Annotated in this window: 13 protein-coding genes and 1 pseudogene; 8 read left to right on the forward strand and 6 right to left on the reverse strand. The window is 68.9% G+C overall.

The window, feature by feature from the left end:
- Positions 1 to 41: 41 nt before the first annotated feature.
- Positions 42 to 1,538, reverse strand: a complete 1,497-nt coding sequence (locus ACFP1K_RS21475) for a serine/threonine-protein kinase (protein ID WP_380756063.1) — start codon at positions 1,536 to 1,538, stop codon at positions 42 to 44.
- A 214-nt stretch (positions 1,539 to 1,752) separates the two neighbouring features.
- Here ACFP1K_RS21475 and ACFP1K_RS21480 point away from each other — a divergent pair, with 214 nt between their 5' ends.
- The 5 genes from ACFP1K_RS21480 (at position 1,753) to ACFP1K_RS21500 (ending at position 13,531) form a co-directional block, all read left to right on the forward strand.
- Positions 1,753 to 3,471 carry a PD-(D/E)XK nuclease family protein gene (locus ACFP1K_RS21480; protein WP_380756065.1) on the forward strand — a complete coding sequence of 573 codons (1,719 nt, stop codon included), beginning with the start codon at positions 1,753 to 1,755 and terminating at the stop codon, positions 3,469 to 3,471.
- A 26-nt stretch (positions 3,472 to 3,497) separates the two neighbouring features.
- Complete coding sequence (locus ACFP1K_RS21485) at positions 3,498 to 4,697, forward strand: pPIWI_RE_Y domain-containing protein (protein ID WP_380756067.1); 1,200 nt, start codon at positions 3,498 to 3,500, stop codon at positions 4,695 to 4,697.
- A complete protein-coding gene (locus ACFP1K_RS21490) occupies positions 4,690 to 8,367 on the forward strand; it encodes a pPIWI_RE_Z domain-containing protein (protein WP_380756069.1) in 3,678 nt (1,225 codons plus the stop codon). Before ACFP1K_RS21485 ends, ACFP1K_RS21490 begins: the two co-directional genes overlap by 8 nt.
- 26 nt (positions 8,368 to 8,393) lie before the next feature.
- Complete coding sequence (locus tag ACFP1K_RS21495) at positions 8,394 to 11,426, forward strand: pPIWI_RE module domain-containing protein (RefSeq protein WP_380756071.1); 3,033 nt, start codon at positions 8,394 to 8,396, stop codon at positions 11,424 to 11,426.
- Between the two features lie 224 nt (positions 11,427 to 11,650).
- The gene (locus ACFP1K_RS21500; RefSeq protein ID WP_380756073.1) at positions 11,651 to 13,531 is read left to right on the forward strand and encodes a class I SAM-dependent DNA methyltransferase; all 1,881 of its coding nucleotides are present in this window, start codon (positions 11,651 to 11,653) and stop codon (positions 13,529 to 13,531) included.
- A 266-nt stretch (positions 13,532 to 13,797) separates the two neighbouring features.
- Here the strand turns inward: ACFP1K_RS21500 and ACFP1K_RS21505 are convergent.
- From ACFP1K_RS21505 to ACFP1K_RS21525, 5 genes and pseudogenes are all read right to left on the reverse strand, one after another.
- Positions 13,798 to 14,273, reverse strand: a pseudogene (locus tag ACFP1K_RS21505) (NAD-binding protein).
- Positions 14,274 to 14,374: 101 nt separating this feature from the next.
- A complete protein-coding gene (locus ACFP1K_RS21510; RefSeq protein WP_380756075.1) occupies positions 14,375 to 14,782 on the reverse strand; it encodes a carboxymuconolactone decarboxylase family protein in 408 nt (135 codons plus the stop codon).
- Positions 14,779 to 15,180, reverse strand: a complete 402-nt coding sequence (locus ACFP1K_RS21515) for a cupin domain-containing protein (RefSeq protein WP_380756077.1) — start codon at positions 15,178 to 15,180, stop codon at positions 14,779 to 14,781. The genes ACFP1K_RS21510 and ACFP1K_RS21515 overlap by 4 nt, the downstream gene beginning before the upstream one ends.
- On the reverse strand, positions 15,181 to 15,720 hold the full coding sequence (locus ACFP1K_RS21520; RefSeq protein ID WP_380756079.1) for an SDR family NAD(P)-dependent oxidoreductase: 540 nt from the start codon (positions 15,718 to 15,720) through the stop codon (positions 15,181 to 15,183). It abuts the gene before it with no gap.
- The gene (locus tag ACFP1K_RS21525) at positions 15,714 to 15,962 is read right to left on the reverse strand and encodes an SDR family NAD(P)-dependent oxidoreductase (protein ID WP_380756082.1); all 249 of its coding nucleotides are present in this window, start codon (positions 15,960 to 15,962) and stop codon (positions 15,714 to 15,716) included. The genes ACFP1K_RS21520 and ACFP1K_RS21525 overlap by 7 nt, the downstream gene beginning before the upstream one ends.
- Positions 15,963 to 16,132: 170 nt before the next feature.
- Between ACFP1K_RS21525 and ACFP1K_RS21530 the strand changes: the two genes are divergently transcribed.
- The 3 genes from ACFP1K_RS21530 to rpoB all read left to right on the forward strand — a co-directional run.
- Positions 16,133 to 16,327, forward strand: a complete 195-nt coding sequence (locus ACFP1K_RS21530) for an SDR family oxidoreductase (protein ID WP_380756084.1) — start codon at positions 16,133 to 16,135, stop codon at positions 16,325 to 16,327.
- A gap of 170 nt (positions 16,328 to 16,497) precedes the next feature.
- On the forward strand, positions 16,498 to 16,731 hold the full coding sequence (locus ACFP1K_RS21535) for a carboxymuconolactone decarboxylase family protein (protein WP_380756092.1): 234 nt from the start codon (positions 16,498 to 16,500) through the stop codon (positions 16,729 to 16,731).
- Positions 16,732 to 16,964: 233 nt separating this feature from the next.
- Positions 16,965 to 19,215: DNA-directed RNA polymerase subunit beta (gene rpoB / locus ACFP1K_RS21540; RefSeq protein WP_380756086.1), on the forward strand; the 2,251-nt coding region annotated here is incomplete at its 3' end.

The raw sequence follows: 19,215 nt of genomic DNA on the forward strand, positions 1-19,215 counted from the left end.
CACAGGGCAGGCACCATTCGACCCGGCGAAGTGATCAGGAGTCACGGGGGCGGAAGCCGGGCTAGCAGGGCTTCGGCCAGCGCCTTCAAGCCGAGTTCACTCAGTTCCAAGGCCAGTTCCTCGCACCGGGCCACCACAGGCTTCCTCGCCTCCACAGGGAGCTTGTGGACGGCGATCACCACCTCTTCCAGATCATCGAGCGCGGTCTCTGTCTCGCCGAACGGGATGCGGCACTGGCCGACCCCCAGACGAGCGATCAAGCACATGGCCTGAAGCTCGCCATCGTCCGCGGGGCCAGGGTCGGCGATCATCTGCTCATAGAGCTCTCTGGCCTGGCCGAAAGCGCACATGATCTGAAGGCCGTCGGCGCACCGCATGCGAGCTTTCTGGATGGTGAGCGTGAATCCGAGCTGGCCCCGAGCGCCCGGCAGCAGGGCGACCAGGCGCGGGACGACGGGACCAGGCTCACCGGCGGCCAGCTCGCGCTCGACCGCGGCCAGGTCGGCCACAATGGAGGCTGAACTGACCCAGTCTCTTCGCCTGCCCGGCCGCCCAGTCGGAGGCCGCCGATCTGACGGCTCGGGGCCGTCCGGTGAGCGCCGCGACTGGTCCAGGGGGTCGCGGAACATTTGGGTGGGATCAGGGTTCAGCCGAGGAGAAGGGGCAGACGAACCGGCTTCCGGAAGAAACGGTCGCAGCGCCTCGGTGATCGCGGACGCATGGGTTGGTCGGCGGTGCGGGTCCTTCTCCAGCAGGCGCTCGACCAGCGCGGCCACCACGTCGGGCACCTTGGGCGAGAACACCTGGACGGGCAGTGGCGCATCGTTGAGGTGTTGTTCGGTCATCCCCCGCTCCCCTTGGGCGATGAACGGCGGGCGGCCGGTGAGCAGCTCGTAGAACAGGCATCCGAAGGCGTAGAGGTCCGTCTTCGGAGTGACCTGCCGGCCGAGGATCTGTTCAGGGGCCATGTATCCCCTGCTGCCCAGCGTGGCGCCGTTGAAGGTGTAACGGGTCGCGTCAGGGCGTAGCGGCATGGCGATGCCGAAGTCGATGAGGACGGCGGTGCCGTTGCTGGCGAGGAGCACATTCTGCGGCTTGAGATCACGGTGCACGAGCGGCGCCTCATGGGCGCACTGGAGCGCGTCCGCGATCTGCGTGGCAACCGCCACGGCCACGGTGGGGCTGAGCACGCGGTGGCGTTCGTGCCACCGGTTCAAGGGCGCCCCCTCGACGAATTCCATCACGATGAACGGCCGGTCACCGTGGTTGCCCTGCCCGTACCAGGTGGGGATTCCCGAGTGGTCGAGCGCGCGCAGCAGCGCGCCCTCCCTGCGGAACCTGCCGTGCAGCTCGGCACGGTCACGGAAGTGGTCAGCGGTATCAAGGTAGTCGCCCAGCTCATTCGCCGGGCGCACCATTTTGATCGCGACTAGCCGATCATATTCGGCGTCGTCCGCCTTCCAGACCTCGGCCATGCCGCCTTTCCCGAGCGGTGCCACGAGCCGGTAGCGGCCTTGCAGCATCTCGCCTGGCTCCATCGTCCTCCCCTTCGGCAACTGTCAACGTGCAGCGCGCCACGGCCGCGCCTCGTTGGCGGTGACGATGGCACTCTAGCCGTGAATTGAGAGCAGCGATGCAGAATCGCTTGACTATGTACACAGAGACATGCTGTTCTAGCGATGCGCTGACCCGCCGCTCTACCGGCGGCCATCGGAACCGGCCATTCGGTCGTATCCTCAAAGGAGCCGCAAGGTGAAACCGTTGACCTTCTCTCCGCTGCCTGCGGGCACCGCGGGCGACGTTTCGCTCGTGCGCATCGGCTCAGCCGCGCTCCGGGACGATCCGCGTGACTGCCCCGTGGCCATCGCCCTCAAGGCACGGCCTCGGCTCACAGCTACGGGAGGACGTCCCCGTCTCTCCGAGCCGCTCCAGGGATTCCCGCTGGGTCCGCTGATGGACGCCCTAGACCTCATTGAACATCAATACAAGCCACTTGCGCACGTATTGGAGCGACTCCGTCACACCTCCGGCACTTTCGGCCGAGCTGGCGTACCCCCGGCTCACCCGGGATTGGTCGAATGGACGGTCGCCGCGATTCGCAACTACCTCGCCAAGCGCGAGTCGGACCAGAAGCATCGGGAGGCCGTCGGGGCCGCTCGGACCTACCCGGTGCCCGAGCAATGGGTGGTCCTTCGCGAGCTTCGTTCCCCCGACCAACGTGGCGCCACCCATTACGAGCAGACGGCATGGGGCCGGCGGTACGTGTCCCTGGACGGCACAGTGCGCGAGCTTCGTTTGCTGTCCTTCAGCACCGCCAAACACGATCGCCCGGCGGCGGAAAAGGCGGCCGCCGCGTACAACGCGGCCTTCGGCACCCCATGCGACCCGGCGTACGGGCGGCATCATCGCCCCAAGCCCGACCTGCCGGCCGCGCGCCTGGCCCGCCCCGAACGGGTGCGTGTCATCGACGTCGGCTGCGGTGACGGAAGCTCGTTCGTGCTGCTCGACTGGGATTTGGAGGAGGTCCGCGCGCGCTACGCCGAGCATGCCTTACCGGTGCTGTCGCGTGCCGCGGACGGCGCCGCGCCGGTGCCGGGCGCGAGCTGTGTCGAGTGCAAGGCCTTCGCGGCATGCGACCGGCCGCATCGGACGCCGGGGATGCTCGGTCTTCCAAGGCCCGGTACCCCGCGGCCTCGGCGAACGGTTTCGGTCAGCGACCTACGGATGTACGCCGAGTGCCCGGCGAAGTACCACCTCAGCCGGCAGCTCAAACTCCGCTCGAAGCGCCCGGAGAATCCGGCAATCCAGCGCGGCCGGGCTGTCGACGCCTGGTTGAATGAACAACACCTGCGGCGCCCGCCGAACGGCTGCCGATCGATGCCTGATCCGCCGGACCCGTGTGGCTGGTCCGTGGGCGACCACACCGTCAGCGGCGACATCGCCGAGATCGGTGCCAGGATGATCAGCCAGCATGCGTCCCTGTGTCCACTGGACGGGCTTGGGCCACGGGAGCAGGTGCGGGTGCAACCTCAGCTGTCCTGCTACGACCCCGAGCTCGACGTCGTGGTCGTCTCCACCCCCGACCTCGTCTACACGAGCGTGGGCGGCTGGATCTGGCGTGAGGTCAAGACGGCCACGAGCCCGTTGCGGGAAGGGCGGACGCTCATGCGAACCTACCCGCAGTTAGCCCTCGCCGTCCTCATGATCGCGTCCGGAGTGCTCGGGGGTGATCTCCGCCGCTCCCGGGTCGAGCTGGAACTGCTCTATCCCGACGATTGCGGCCTGGAAGAACTGGACCCCGGCCTGCCCACGGTCGTGGACGAGGCCCGGCAGGTCATCTCCGAGCTGGCCGCCCCCTGGCAGCAGGACGTCTCATACGACCCCTTCCCCGGCACTCGGCGCTGTGCCGACTGCGAGGTCCTCGAATGGTGCGGTCCCGGCCAGAACCACCTCGCCGCCGCCTCGAGCTGATCTTCATTTCCTATTGAGGAGTCCTCATGTCACCGCACCGGTTCGCGGCACCGACGCCTGCCGACTGGTCCGCGCACGACGGCGTCCCGCTGCTGCACACCATCGCCACCGCCGTCATGCGCCTGGCCGAGAACACGGACCTGGAGGCGTTCACGCTGCCCTACCCGGCCGAAGCGCAACGGGCCCTGGACCGCACGGTGCTCAGCTGCCTGCTGCGTGATGCCGATCCCCCGACGAGCCTCTCCGAGCTACTCGAATGGTGCCGGAGCCGTCCGCTGGACGCCTGGCCGCTCGACCTGCCACCGGACGCCTTCAGCCCGGGCGACTACCTGATCGATCCCGTGTCCCTCCAGCCCAGCCAGCTGTGCCAGGAGTGGAAGGTCCGCGGCTGGGACAGCGCGGCCGAACAGTACGATCGCGCGATCATCCGGGAGGCCCTGCGCATGTGCCGGGAGAGCGAGTCGCCGGAGTCCTACACGGCCTTCCGCCGGCTCCTGGTGGAAAAGCCCGTCCTCACCACCACCGACATGTTCGAGGTCAGCACCGACCTCACCCTGGACCCGGTGCGCGGCTTGGTCGAGCTCATCTACAAACCGGTTCCCGACGGCTATCGATCCCACGGGGCGTATGTCACCTGCGCCCGCTGCCTCACGCTTCTCACTCCGCTCGCAGACGGTGGCTGGTGGTGCGAGCGGGACCGCTGCCGCCGGCAGGGCCCGCCAGTGCCCGGTCGCGAGCTTCCGGTGGACGAGGTCGGGGGACTCTGGCAGCTGGAGCGCCCGCTGCGGCAGTTCGTCACGGGGCCGGGCCGTGCCGAGGCCGAACTGGAGCGGGGCTTGAAAGCTCTGCGTCTGCCCGTCGAGATGTGGCCGGGTTTCGACGCCTATGACCTGCGGGTCACGTTCCCGGACGGCTGGGCCTGGGCCATCGATGTCAAAGACTGGGCACAGCCCGCTCTGCTCGGCCAAGCCGCCACCGCTGTTCGCACCGAACCGCCGTACAACGAGGCCTGCTGGGTGGTGCCCGGTCATCGTGTCGACGCCCGTCACGACTACATCCAGGTCTACGCCCGGAACCGCACCGACACCGCCCAGGGTCTCCCCCTGCTCACCGACCGAGAGCTGGTCGCGGCCGCCCGCGCGCGACTGCGCGGCGACACCGGGCCCGCGTTCCGACTCCAGCACGTCTTCGACGGCAAGATCACGAAGGGACGCGGCCATGCGTGACGCCGACGGCTGGTACAAGTCGCTCGCCAAGGATCTGGGCCGCGTCTGGCCCCAGAACCACCCCGGGGTGAAGTCCTCCCTGCTGTGCCAAGTGGAGCTTGGTCTGCGCCTGTTGGAACGACTCGATCCCGCGCGTCCGGCCGACGGCGTCTGGACGCTTCTCGGCGGTTACCCTTTCGCTCGGGCCGCAGGCATCGCCCGGACAGAAGCGGAGCAACGGATGCTGACCTCCGCCCGGCACCTGCTGTGGAGCCTGCGCCGCCGCCGAATGTGGTTGCAAAGTCTGAACGCCTACCTCGACCTGCCCGAGCGGCTGCGGGCATACCGCCTGACATCGCAGGACGCTTCACCCCATGCGGTGGTGCCGACCGTCGCGGCCGACCGTTTCGATCTTTACGACGCCGCGCTCGCCGCGCTCCCCGACTTCGCCCGCACGGTGCTGCCGCTGGCCGATCCCGGATCGAACCGCTTCTTCGAGCGTCGTCGGCTCACCTCGGTCGAACTGCCGACGTCCCTGCGACCGGCTCCAGCCCCTGGCCATGGCCTCGGACCGAAGGCCGGCGGGCCGGACGGGCCGATGCGCGTGCCGCTGGCCGAACTGACCGAAACCGCCCAGTGGATGGACAGGACAGAGGAGCGGTCGAACCTCGAACGGGGTGACTGGGCGCGGCGGCTAAGAGACCTGCGGCTGGATATCCGTACACCCGACGGGCACGGCTTCACTTCCTCCCAGGCACTGACGCTCGACGGGCTGACCCACCTGGTCGGGATGGTGGGTGCCGGCAAGAGCACGCTGATGGCGCTGATCGCCGTGTGGGGAGCGCGGAGGGGGCTGCGCACGACCCTGGTGGTCGGCGACGTCGCCGAGCAGCTCCGGCTGGTCGCCCTCTTTCGGAATCACAGCCTGGCATCCGCCCCCGTGTCCGGTTCCACCACCCGGGAGACGCACGTCCAGCGCCTGCACCGTCGCCTCGCCGGCCGAGGGCTCACCTCGCTGCTCGCGCACGACGACCCGGCGTTCGACGACCTGAGCACCGTCTGCGTCGTCGACGCCCTGCGCGGCACCGAGGCAAGTCAACCACTCCGATACGCCGACGCACCCTGTACGGGATTCTTTCCTCCCCCCAAGCGGCCGAAGACCATCGCTGTACCGCTATCACTCCCCCAACTGTCTCCTACCGCGGTCCCCTCGGCACCCGATCCTGAGCCGGAGGACCTGCAGAGGCTGGGTGGCAGACGTGGCTGCCCCATCTGGAGTGCGTGCCCGCGCCACAGCGCCTCTCGCGGGCTCGTCGATGCGCTGATCTGGGTGGCCAACCCGGCCAGCCTCGTACAGAGCCCTGTGCCGCACCACCTCAACGAGGAGCGGCTGCGCTATCTCGAGCTCGCGTGCCTGCGCAGCGACATCCTCATCGTGGACGAGGCCGACCGCGTGCAGATGCAGCTAGACGCGATGTTCGCGCCGTCCGCGACGCTGGTGACCAAGGGGCCTGAGTCCTGGCTCGACCAGTTGCACACCCGTAAGATCAACGAGTTGGCGCGGCAGGGCCGGCTCCCGCTGTCGGAGCGCGGAGTGGAACGCTGGGCCGCTTCGCTGGACGTCGTTAGCGTAGCGACGAACCGGCTGTACGCGATGCTGATCAGTGACGAGGACCTGCGCACCTGGGCCGACATCGATTACTTCAGCGCCTGGACCCTGCAGGACAAGCTGATCTCCGAGTGGTACCCGGCCTCCGGCGGACCGGCCGAGGGCGTCCCCGACGAAAGGCTCCTCTACGAGGACGACGACCTTGCCCCTGGCGATCCACCCGATTCAGAGCACCTCGGTGCGGCAGTCGCGTCCGCGCAATCCCCCTGGGACGGACGCCGCACCGAGGTCGTCGCCGTCTTCGACGCATTTCGGGACGATCCGCTCGGCGACCGTGGCCCGTACGCCACCGACACTGACCGGCTGGTGCGGGCGACGCACGACCTGCTTCACACGCTGAACGAGAAAGGCACCCGCCAACGTGTGCGGGCGGTGCTGGACCGGCTGCTCGACGGCTCTCCCCTCCTGGACGGCTCACCGCCGCCACGAGTCCCCCGGCCCAGCGGCGACCAGGATCCGGCCGCCGTCCCCGGGAGTGGACCATGGTTCGAACGCACCGCGAAGCGCCTGGAGTTCACTCTGCTCCTGGCCGCGTTGCACCAGCGGCTCGACCAGGTCACCTTCCTGTGGCCTCAGGTCGAAGCCATCTTCAACCTCGACACCACCGACAACGAGCTTTCCCGCCGGCCGCCGCTGGACTACCTCCCCATCGTTCCCGAGGCCCCGATGGGCAACGTTCTCGGCTTCCAGTACCTGCCCGACGAACCGGAACGCGACTTCGAGGGCCGGCGCAGCGGCACCCTGCGATTTTTCCGGTGTGCCGGGGTGGGACGGGAGCTGTTGTTGTCCCTCGCCGAGATCGGCGCCGACCCGGGCGCCGGGCGCCACGGGCCTCACGTGCTGCTCATGTCCGGTACGAGCTGGGCGGGAACTTCGCCCCGTGCGCACATCCTGGCCCCGGTGACCGCCGTGCTCAAGCCGGACGACCGTGCCGTGGCCGCGGTGCGCCGCAGCGTGTTCCGCACACGTTTTCTCTACGACGACAACGGCAGACCCCTGAGGCTGTCCGGCCAGAATCTCAGTGTCCGCCCGGCCGTGCTGCGTCAGATGGTGTCACGGCTGGGACGACCCCGTCGAGGTGGACTGCCGAGCCCGCTGGAAGAGGAGCTGGCTCAGATCGGCGACGACGACCGTCGCAGGGCCTTGCTTCTCGTAGGCAGCTATCGGGAAGCGACCGCCGCCGCGGACCTGCTGCACGAGATCGACCGCTGGCACGGCCGGGTACGCGTCCTGGCGGCCGACGACGCCGAGCTGGACCAGTCTGTCCGTGCCGGCGGCCTCGGCGCGGACGGACTGGGCCACGCCACCGCAGTGCGCCGAGGCGACCTGGCCTCGTTCGCCGGGGACCCGGAGGCCGAGCTGCTGGTGGCGCCGCTGATGGCCATTGAGCGGGGGCACAACATCCTCAACACGCGGCGCACCGCGGCGTTCGGCACAGTGCTCTTCCTCGCCCGTCCGCACCCGCGGCCCGACGACCTCTCGCTCGCCGTATTCGCCATCAACGACTGGGCCACACGCTTCGTGCGCGACCATCCGGGGCTTCACCACGGGACATTCAGCGAGTTGATCGCCACGGCCGGCGATCTCGACCATGCGGGCCTGGCCTTCCGGCATGTCGGACGCGGCGAGTGGCGCAGGCTGCTCTCTCGTCGGTACGTCTACTCGCGGCTGAGCCATGAGGAGAAGGTCTCCTTCGCCTGGGATCAGCTGGTCACGATCTGGCAGGTCATCGGCCGGCTCGTCCGTGGCGGCGTCCCGGCCCGGGTGGTGTTCGTGGACGCCAGCTTCGCACCGAAGTACGCCGCCGCCCTCGCCCCAGGATCCGGCACCGGTCAGACCGGCCACGACCTCCGCCCGTCCGACGGTCTGCTGGCCGGGCTGCGAACCGTCCTCTCACCATACTTCGCCGCCGACACCGACCCGATGTCCTTCCCGGACCCGGCCGATCCGGAACTGGTCCGGATGCTCTATCAGCCCCTGTACGACGCGCTGTGCAACCTCACCGCCGACGGCCGTCTCTGACCCATCTCTCACTTCGGAGCCTCCCCATGGGTTTCACCTACGACAAGATCCGTCGTTCGGCGTACCTGCTCGCAACGGACGCGCCGCCGCTCCGCGCCCGCTACCAAGCCCTCCCGTTCCCCGAACACTGGCAGGACACGCTGCTCGCCCTCTATCGCGCCGGACGCCCGGCCGACACCGATTCCTATCGCACCGTACCGACGTGGCGCATGGACATGCTCCTGCAGAGCCTGGCTCCCGACCTCGTGGTCCTCGGTCGCCCCACCGAGCGCGACGGCAAGGAGAACGGCCACTGGCTGCACGTACCCATGGGCGTCCGTCACCCACTGCCCGATTCCGTCCTGCAGAGGCTGCTCACACCGTGGGTCCGCAGTCTCAGTTCCGAGCCGGAGCAGCGTGCACAGGTCATGGCCACTCTCGCCGAACTGCGAGCCGAACCACCCCGCTGGGAGGAGATGGAGGTCGACCTTCTGGGATGCGGCCGGACGGACGGAGGTACGGCTGCTCCGGCGGCTCGGCAGTTCCAGCTGGCCACCGACCACCTCGCCCGCCGGATCATGGCGCTGGATCCTTACGACACCGGGGCCGACAGGTTGCGCTTCCGAGCCGTCCCCCGTGGCCCCCGACAGCAGGGCGCCGAACTGATCTCGCAGCCCCTGCCCTATGAGGACGGTGGCCGTGTCTGGTGGTACTCAGTACGGATGAACGTGACCTTGCACACCGTCCCGTTCTCACCAGAGCCGCGGCTCCACATCCACCTCGGGCTGCGGCGCTGGGCCACTCATCCGGTCGCGAATGGCCGACTCCGCCTGCCCTACGGCCATTCCACCACTGTCTACCTCCGCCCCGACGTCCCCTGGCTGCCCGGGGCCCCCGCGAGCGCACGCTATGCGGTGGCCGGCCTCTCGTGGAATCGAGCCATGCAAGCGCACGACTGGCGTCACCTGGACGCGGCGGGCATCCTCCGCGGACTTGCGCTCGGCCGTCCGTTCCCCGACGTGGCCGAACTGCTCACCGCCCCCGAGAAGTGGATCGGGGACGGGCCCGGAGTGCGCGCCGCAGTGGTACACAGCAACCACATGGGGGCGCACGGTGTGGCGGCAGGACTGATGTCACACCAGCGGTCACAGATCATCGAGTGGGCCGAGCAGGCACTGCCCGAAGGGCTGGTACGGGCTCCCGACCTGCGGCGGAGCAAAATATCGTCCAACAATCCCGGCAATGTCCGCCCTAAGCCCCAGGGCGCGGACAAGCCTGTCGAAGAAGCTCGAGCCGCAGACGCACGGCGTACCGCCCTCACCGTCGCCGCCCGGGCCATGGTCACGGACGACACAGCTCTCGACGGCGGCGCATCCGTCGTCGACGTGCGTCTGCTCTGGCAGACCGCGGCGATGCGAGACACCGCCATCACCGCCTTCATCAAAGCCCTCAACCTGCCGGATGACGGCGGCCGTCCGGGTTCGGACGTCTTTGACGAAGCGAGGCCCGGCAGCGCAGCTCTTCTGCAATGGAGCATGCCGGACCTCAACGTCCGGCTTCGTTGCCTACCCTTGATCGGCGGGCTCGCAGGCCCGCTCGGCGTCAGCCCGCACGGCCGGAGTAGGCGTGAGTCCCTGCACAGGGCCATCAGCGAGCGTCGTACCGCGGTCGCCTCGTTCCTGGCCGAGGACGGCGCCGACCCGGACGTCCCCACCCTGGCCCTGGTGGAGATCGACCGGCCGGCCGACTTCCCTTCCCCTCTCGACGATCCCAAGTTCGCCATCCGCCTGGGTTGCGCCGACACGGGGGTCCTCACCCAGTTCGCTCTCGCACCGAAGAAGGCGAAGGGATACAACTCCGAGAGCAACGCCGACCATCGGGCCTATTCGGGTTGGTTGGACGGCCTGCGCCAGATGGGCGTCCGGGTCCTGCCCGAGCACACTCTGGACAGGCGGGCACCAGAAGGCCTGCGTTACGCCGCCCTGTGGATGGTCAAGCGCCGTGCGGACGGGCCGACGAGACTGCCCGCACACGTCCCTGTCGCCGTGCTGGTCACCCCGGTTGCCAGTGGGTCCGGACAGGCTGTGATCACCGGCTGGGATGACGACCTGAGGACTTGGATCCCCTATCCCAAGCTCCTGCTGCGGCTCACTCGGCAGGCAGAGATCCTGGTAGGCGACTCCAATTCGGACAGTAGCGATTCGGCTCCGGCAGCCGACGCGGCCATCAGCAAAGATCCGCAGGTCGGTCGTGGCAGTCCCTACGCACTCCAACGGAGGAATGCCGAGGAGCAGCGTCAGATGACCGAGCGCGTCCTCCAGCGGATGATCCGATCGCTGCGGGGTCGCCCCACGCTACTTCTCACCCACGCACAGAACAGCCGCGGCCACTGGACCTGGCTGCAGGACGGCAAGGTGATCCCGGATCTGCTCCGAACCGGTCATGCGCCCGCCGGCCGCCTCGATCCGGATCTGCGGCTGGTCAGGGTGCGTGGCACGATCGGCCGCGAGACACCTCAGTGGTGGGGTATCGAGCGGCCGTCTGGAGTGAACGGACTTCCCTCCAGCCTGTGGACGGATTCGGACGACGCCCGCACGCCCCTGGGGCGCGTCTTCTACAGCACCACCGAAAAGGCCGGCACCTTCAAGGCATCCGCCGTCGAAGCCGACAAGCTCGCACCCCGTCCGCTTCGCCAGGGCAAGCGTAAAGGCGAGTCCACCCTCGACACCGGAGTCCCAGCATGGAATCCGGCACTGATGGAAATCGCCGTGCTCGGCTGTCACGAGCACGATCTGGACAACGGAGAGGGTGACGACCCGGAAGGGCTCGCTCTCGTCGTCCACCAGCTTCGTCAAGCCCCGGACTACCTGGACGCCCTGGCCCTTCCCTTGCCGCTGCACCTCGCCCGACTCACCGAAGAGTACGTGCTGCCGACTCTGGCCGAGCCGGAAAGCGCCAGTGATGACCCGGTGGGCGACGAAACCGCCTACGTTCGGCAGTTGGACGATCTCACCGACCGGCATTCGGACGCTCTCGACGAACACGAGCTCGACCAAGAGATCAGCGGCGCGAAGGGGTGATCAGGACGAAGCCATGAGATCGCCCCAAGCCGGTCGCGCCGCACTTCGTTGACGGAGCACGTCTGGGGGCTGAGCTCTTCCCGCTCTGGCCGCGCGGCCGTGGTCAGGGGACAGACGGTGGTGCGTGAATGGCTTACACGAGTTTCCGACCCGTAATCCCGTAGATAAAGTCTCCTGAGCTACGTTTGCTTCCACACAGGTAGACCGGCGCGAGGACACGCCGGGTGCGGAAGACCAGGAGGCCGGCGATCAGCGAGGACGAGGCGACGATCACCTCGGCTGACATCGCGCGGATGGCGGGTGTCGGCCGGGCGGCCGTGAGCAACTGGCGGCGGCGGTACGAGGACTTTCCCGAGCCGGTCGGTGGGACGGCGACCAGCCCGGCCTTCTCTCTCAGGGCCGTCGAGGCGTGGCTGCTCGGCCAGGGCAAGGTCGAGGAACTCCCCCTGCGTGAGCGGGTCTGGCAGCAGATCAGGATGGCGGCCGATGATCTGCGCCTTGGAGATGTGGTCGCGGAAGCGACCGAGTTGCTCCACGGCCAGGCAAAGTCGCAGCTGGTCCCGCGGCCAACGTGGAAATTGATCAAGCAATACGCCGAAGAACAGGGCGCCATGGAAGTCGTCCGGTTCCTGCTGGATCGTTTCGCCGACGTCCAGTCGCGGCGGCTTGCCGAGACGCCCGCCGAGGTGGCGGCTTTCATGGCGCGGCTTGCCGGTCCTGACGTGCGGACGGTCATGGACCCTGCCTGCGGGCTGGGGATGCTCCTGACCGCGACGAGTGGGGCCGAGCGCGCGTTCGGGCAGGAGTACGAGGGGGCACTGGCCCGGCTGGGGCAGGCCCAGCTGGGGCTGGCTGGAGTCGACGGCGTGGTGAAGACGGGGGACTCTCTACGGGAGGACACCTGGCCGGGTGTGATCGTGGACGCGGTGGTGTGCCATCCGCCGTTCAACGAGCGTAACTGGGGCTATGAAGAGCTGGCGAACGATCCGCGCTGGGAGTACGGCCTGCCGCCCAAGTCAGAGTCCGAACTGGCCTGGGTGCAGCACGCGCTCGCGCATCTGCGGCCGGGGGGTGTGGCGGTGATGCTCATGCCGGAGATCGCCGCGAACCGGCGATCCGGTCGCCGGATTCGCAGCAACCTGCTCCGCCGTGGCGCCATCCAGGCCGTGATCCACCTCCCGCCGAAGATAGCCCCGGGGATTGGTCTTCCCGTCCATGTCTGGGTGCTGCGCAAACCGGTGTGGGACGACCCCACGCCGTCCCGAGTGCTGATGTCCGTGGCCGAGCCGGCCACCTTCGACGCCGTCGTCGAGCGGTGGCGGGCGTTCCACCGCGATCCCGACCTCGTCGTGGATGTGCCTGGCGAGAGCCGCACGGTGCCGATCATCGACCTGATGGATGAGAACATCGATATCAGCCCGGTGCGGCACGTCGGCACGGCGGGCCTGGCAGGGCAGGATTACGCCGGGGTACGCGCGGCGTTCCTCAGCAAGCTTGAACATCTGGCCGCCCTCGTGCCGGACGCGATCCCCGGCCAGGTCCGTGAGATGCCGATGGTTCCCCTCACTGAACTTGAGCGGACCGGGGCGCTCTCCCTCCATCAGTCGGGCCGATACGACATAGGCGGCTCAGGCAGACCTGTCCTTGAGAGCGCTCAGGTGTTCAGCGGCGAGCCCCCCGTGAGCCGCACGCGACCGGAGAACAGGGTGGCCATCGAACCGGGCGATGTGGTGCTCGCCACCCGTGACCGCGAGGTCGCGGCCAGGGTGATCGACGCCGCCGGCCTGCTCCTCGGCCCTCGACTCACGCTGCTGCGCCTGGACCCCGACCGGCTCGACCCGTACTTCCTCGCAGGGTTCCTTCGCACCACGGCGGTGACCACAGGTGGTACGCAGTCCGGCGTGCCCCGCTTCGACGCCCGGCGCGCCCAGATACCGCGACTTCCCCTCGACGACCAACGCCGGTACGGCCAAGTGTGGCGCGGGCTTTTCGCCTTCGAAACAGAACTTCGCGATGTCCATGAGCAGGGGCGACGGGTGGCCGAATCGGTCTCCCGGGGACTCTCCACCGCCGCGCTCGATCCTCCTGGCGGGGAGCACTCATGAACGTGCCGGACGCCCCAGAGGGCTTCCCAGAGTTCGCTCTGGCCCTCTTGCCACTGATACGCATATTTGTCCGGACGATCGCTCGCCGTCTGTCGACATCTCCGGAACATGTTGGCGCGACCTCGTACGGGATGACTCGGAATAAGGCACGGCTCGACGCCCCGGTTCCGGATTCAGGTGAGCTGAGGGTCGTCCAACAGGTGGCGCAGATGCTTGACGATCTCGGTGTGGTCGGCGGTGGGCGGCAGGTGGTCGGCGGCGTCGGATCACAGGGCGGTGGCGGCGCGGCCCAGTCTCAGGGGGGCGCCGGTGGCCTCGGCCAGTTCTATGGCGATGCGCATGTCCTTGAGCATCAGGCGCAGGGCGAATCCTGAGTCGAAGGTCTCCGGGAGGATGTGGTCGGGCCATTTGCGCTCGGTGGAGGCGCCGCGGCCGCTGGAGCCGTTGACGGCTTCCAGCATGTGGCCGGGTCCAGGCCGAAGCGCTGACCCGCGAGGATGGCCTCGCTGGTGAGCAGGAGGTGGGTGGCCGACATGAGGTTGTTCAGGGCCTTAAGCGCGCGGCCCGCGCCTGGGGGGCCGAGATGGAGTACCCGGTGGCCGACGACGTCCGCCGCACCGCAGGCGGTGGTGGCGGCGTCGGGCACGGTCGTGCCGCCCGCCGCGGCCGAGGCGCTGGACGCGTTCTCGGACCTGTCGTAGGCGTTGACGCGGTAGCCGGCCGTGATCAGACGGCGGGCCATGGGCAGGCCTATATTGCCCAGGCCGACGAAGCCGATCGTGGCGCCGGGCGGCAGTGGCGTGCCGTTCGGTTGGCCGTCCCGGGGGCCGTTCAGGGGAGCGTTCAGGGGATCGTCACCCCCTCGGCGCGCAGCTCCGCGAGGGTGCGCTCGGCGATGCGGAAGGACTCCAGCGCGGCGGGGACGCCGGCGTAGATGGCCGTCTGCAGGAGCGCCTCCTGGATCTCCGACTCGGTGATGCCGTTGGCGATCGCGCCGCGGACGTGCACCGACAGCTCGTGCCCGCGGTTCAGGGTGGTGAGTATGGCCAGGTTGAGCAGGCTGCGGGTACGCCGGTCGAGGCCCTCCCTGGCCCAGACCGCGCCCAGCAGTACTCGGTGACCAGTTCCTGCACAGGACGGCTGAAGTCGCTCACCGCGGCGAGCGAGGCGCTCGACGTGGGCGGCACCGAGCACCTCCTTGCGTATGGCCAGGCCCGCCTCGAAGCGGCCGCGGTCCTGCGTGTCGTTCATCGGGACTCCTCGTCGTGGGCGGCGGCGTAGCCCCCGGGGCCGACCTCGTCGTACCAGTGGGTGGGGCCGAGGGAGATGGCGGTGTGCGTCATCACGGTGGTCGCGGTCGCGCCGTGCCAGTGGCGCTCGCCGGGAAGCACCCAGACGGTGTCGCCGGGGAGCAGGCGGTGCGCGGGGCCGCCGGCGGCGCAGACCCAGCCCTCGCCGGTGAGGACCTGAAGGATCTGGCCGCCCGTGTGCTCGTGCCAGTCGGTCCTGGCGCCGGGGGTGAAGGTGACGACGTTGATGGTGGTGCCGTCGATGACGGGCAGGACCGGGTCGGCCCACACGGTGCCGGCGAAAGTGTCGGACCTGAGGGTGGAGGTAGCTCCGGCGGCGCGTCCTCGGATGATCCTCATTCAGTCCTCCTGCTTTCCCTGCAGGCGTACGCCTCCGGCGATGTCGCCGATGGCGTCGACTACACGGTTGCTGATCTGGTCGGCGTAGCCGAGATGGGCGGCCAGGCCGAACGCGGCCAGCGGCCCGGCCACGTTCCGGTTCACGTCGGCGGGATCCCACGCTCCCGCGCCGCCGCCGGGGCGGACGGTGTTGACCCAGGCGGAGCCGCCGTCCACGGACAGGACCTCGCCGTTGACGTAAGAGGCGTCCGGGCCGAGCAGGAAGGCCACCGCCGCGGCGACCTCCTCGGGGGTGCCGGTGCGCCGCTGCGGGACGGTGGTGCCGCGCCGCCTGATGTCGTCGCCCGCGCCGGGGAGTCCCGCCGCGTCCGCGAACAGGCCGGTGGGGACGAGTCCCGGGGCGACGGCGTTGACGCGCACGCCCTGCGGGCCGCCGTACATGGCGCCGCCGCGCATGACGTCGAGCACGCCGTGCTTGGACGACTCGTACGGCAGCAGGTCGTGGCTACCGCGCAGGCTCGCGATCGACGCGGTCAGCACGATGGCCCCGCCCCGCCGCCCTGCGCGGCGTACTGGCGGAAGGCGGCGCGGACGCCGAGGAAGGCCCCGCGCAGGTTGACCGCCACGACGCGGTCGAAGTCCTCGACGCGGACCTCGGGCAGCCGGTTGAAGGTGCCGACGATGCCGGCGTTGAGGTGGTGCAGGTCAACCCGGCCGAACCGCTCGACGGCGGCGGCGATGTAGGAGTCGGTGTCGCCGGAGTCGGACACGTCGGCGCGCACGGCGAGTCCCGGCCCGGGGAGCCGCCGCCGCTACCGCAACCAGGGCTCAGGCGGCGCCGTGGTCGTCACCGCGTCGATCTCCGCCCCGCGCGGCGCCGACGACCAGGTCCCCTACCAGCCCTCCAAACACGGTCTTCTCCTCCTCCGACGACCCCGCCCGCCTCCAGACGATGACCCGCCGATGCAGCACCGTCCCCATGCGCCGAGTCGGAACCCCCGACGTGATCGCCTCCGTCGTCGCCTTCCTCCTGAGCGACGACGCCTCCTACGCGACTGGCGAGGTCGTCTCCGCCGACGGCGGGGCCTTCAGAGTCAACACCGTGACCCGCACCGGCGGCGTCGGCGCCTGGACCCCGTCGGACTGATCACAGAAGGGCCTCCTCGTGCCCCTCGCCCCCGAGCCAACAGAAGATCAAAAGCGACTTCATCCGTTCCGCGGTACCTTGGGCGACCCCTGGGAGAGCATCCTGCGGCTCGACCCGCGCTTCCTCGACTCCTACCGGCGCCTGACCTCGGTCCCCTGGACCAGGGCCGCCTGGCGCCCAAGGTCAAGGAGTTCGTGTACATCGCCATGGACGCCGCCGCCACTCACCTCTACACTCCGGGCGTCCGCCAGCACATCCGTGCCGCCCTGACCCACCGCGCCACCGCCGACGAGATCATGGAGGTCCTCGCCATCATCAGCGTCCTCGGCATCCACGCCGTCACCGAGGCCGCCCCCATCCTCCAGCAGGAACTCCCGGCCGACCACGACCTCGGCTGGAGGTAGGCCGGGCAAGGGGGAAACGACGCCGACCGGTTGGGGATTGACAAGCGGGGTGCGGCCGGGCACTATGAAAATGCGACCGGGAGACTGGTCTGCGTTAGCGTGGACAGATTCACTTGGAGCGAGTACGCTCGTGCTTTCACGCTGCTTTTCTGACGACCCGCTCCGCCTGCTCAGGTTGCGAGGGCCGTCCGGTGTGCGTGTAGTCAGTCCGCCGCCCCTCGGAAGGACATCTGTTGGCAGCATCGCACGACACCTCCGCCGTCCCCACCGGTCCCCGTCACGTTTCCTTCGCGCGGATCCAGGAACCGCTCGAAGTTCCCGACCTTCTCGCCCCGCAGACCCAGTCGTTCGACTGGCTGCTCGGCAATGAGCGGTGGAAGGCCCGGGTCGAGGCGGCTCGCCAGGCCGGGCGCAGGGACGTCCCGGCCCAGTCGGGCCTCCAAGAGGTCTTCGAGGAGCTCAGTCCCATCGAGGACTTCTCCGGGACCATGTCCCTGTCGTTCCGGGACCACCGGTTCGAGCCGCCCAAGTACTCGGTCGACGAGTGCAAGGACAAGGACATGACCTTCTCCGCCCCGATGTTCGTGACGGCGGAGTTCGTCAACAACGCCACCGGCGAGATCAAGAGCCAGACGGTGTTCATGGGCGACTTCCCGCTCATGACCCCGAAGGGCACCTTCGTCGTCAACGGCACCGAGCGTGTCGTGATCTCCCAGCTCATCCGGTCGCCGGGCGTGTACTTCGATCGCACGGCCGACAAGACCAGCGACAAGGACCTGTACAGCTGCAAGGTGATCCCGTCACGCGGGGCGTGGCTGGAGTTCGAGATCGACAAGCGCGACAGCGTCGGGGTGCGCGTCGACCGCAAGCGCAAGCAGCCGGTGACCGTGCTGCTCAAGGCGCTCGGCTGGACCACCGATCAGATCCTGGAGCGTTTCGGCCAGTACGAGTCGATGCGCGCCACCCTGGAGAAGGACCACACCACCGGCCAGAGCGACGCGCTGCTCGACATCTACCGCAAGCTGCGGCCGGGCGAGCCTCCGACCAAGGAGTCCGCGCAGACCCTGCTGGAGAACCTCTACTTCAACCCCAAGCGCTACGACCTCGCCAAGGTCGGCCGCTACAAGATCAACAAGAAGCTCGGTTTCAGCACCGCCATCGACGTCACCGTCCTGACCGAGGACGACATCGTCGCGACCGTCGAGTACCTCGTGCGGCTGCACGCCGGTGAGACGTCGGCGGAGGGCCGGCGCCTGGAGGTCGACGACATCGACCACTTCGGCAACCGGCGGGTGCGCAACGTCGGCGAGCTGATCCAGAACCAGGTCCGGCTGGGAATGGCCCGTATGGAGCGGGTCGTCCGCGAGCGGATGACCACCCAGGACGTCGAGGCGATCACCCCGCAGACCCTGATCAACATCCGCCCGGTGGTGGCGTCCATGAAGGAGTTCTTCGGCACCTCGCAGCTGTCGCAGTTCATGGACCAGATCAACCCCTTGTCTGGGCTGACGCACCGGCGGCGCCTGTCCGCCGTGGGTCCGGGCGGTCTGTCGCGCGAGCGGGCGGGCGTCGAGATGCGCGACGTGCACCCGTCCCACTACGGCCGGATGTGCCCGATCGAGACGCCCGAAGGGCCGAACATCGGCCTCATCGGCTACTTCGCCTGTTACGCCCGGCTCAACGCCTTCGGCTTCGTCGAGACCCCTTACCGCAAGGTCGTGGACGGGAAGGTGACCGACCAGATCGACTACCTCACCGCCGACGAGGAAGAGCTGTACGTGATCGCCCAGGCGAACTCCCCGCTCGCGGCGGACGGCGGGTTCGCCGAGCAGCGGGTGCTGGTGCGCACCAAGGGCGGCGAGTTCGAGTACGTTCGCTCCAGCGAAGTGCACTACATGGACGTGTCGCCGCGGCAGATGGTGTCGGTGGCGACCGCGATGATCCCGTTCCTGGAGCACGACGACGCCAACCGCGCGCTCATGGGCGCGAACATGATGCGCCAGTCGGTGCCGCTGCTCAGGAGCGAGGCGCCGCTGGTCGGCACCGGCATGGAGTACCGCGCCGCCACCGACACCGGCGACATGGTCAGCGCCGGGAAGGCCGGCGTGGTGGACGAGGTCTCCGCCGACCTCATCAGCATCGCGAACGACGACGGCACGAGCACGACGCATCGGCTGGCGACGTTCAGGCACACCAACCAGGGCACCTGCTTCAACCACAGGCCCATCGTCCGCGAGGGCGACCGGGTGGAGGTCAACCAGGTCGTCGCCGACGGCCCGTGCACGGACAACGGCGAGATGGCGCTGGGGAAGAACCTCCTGGTGGCGTTCATGCCGTGGGAGGGCCACAACTACGAGGACGCGATCATCCTGTCCCAGCGCCTGGTGCAGGACGACGTGCTCTCCTCGATCCACATCGAGGAGCACGAGGTCGACGCCCGGGACACCAAGCTGGGCCCCGAGGAGATCACCCGGGACATCCCGA

It is taken from the genome of Sphaerisporangium aureirubrum (assembly GCF_042658925.1).
In the GTDB taxonomy this organism is placed as follows: domain Bacteria; phylum Actinomycetota; class Actinomycetes; order Streptosporangiales; family Streptosporangiaceae; genus Sphaerisporangium; species Sphaerisporangium aureirubrum.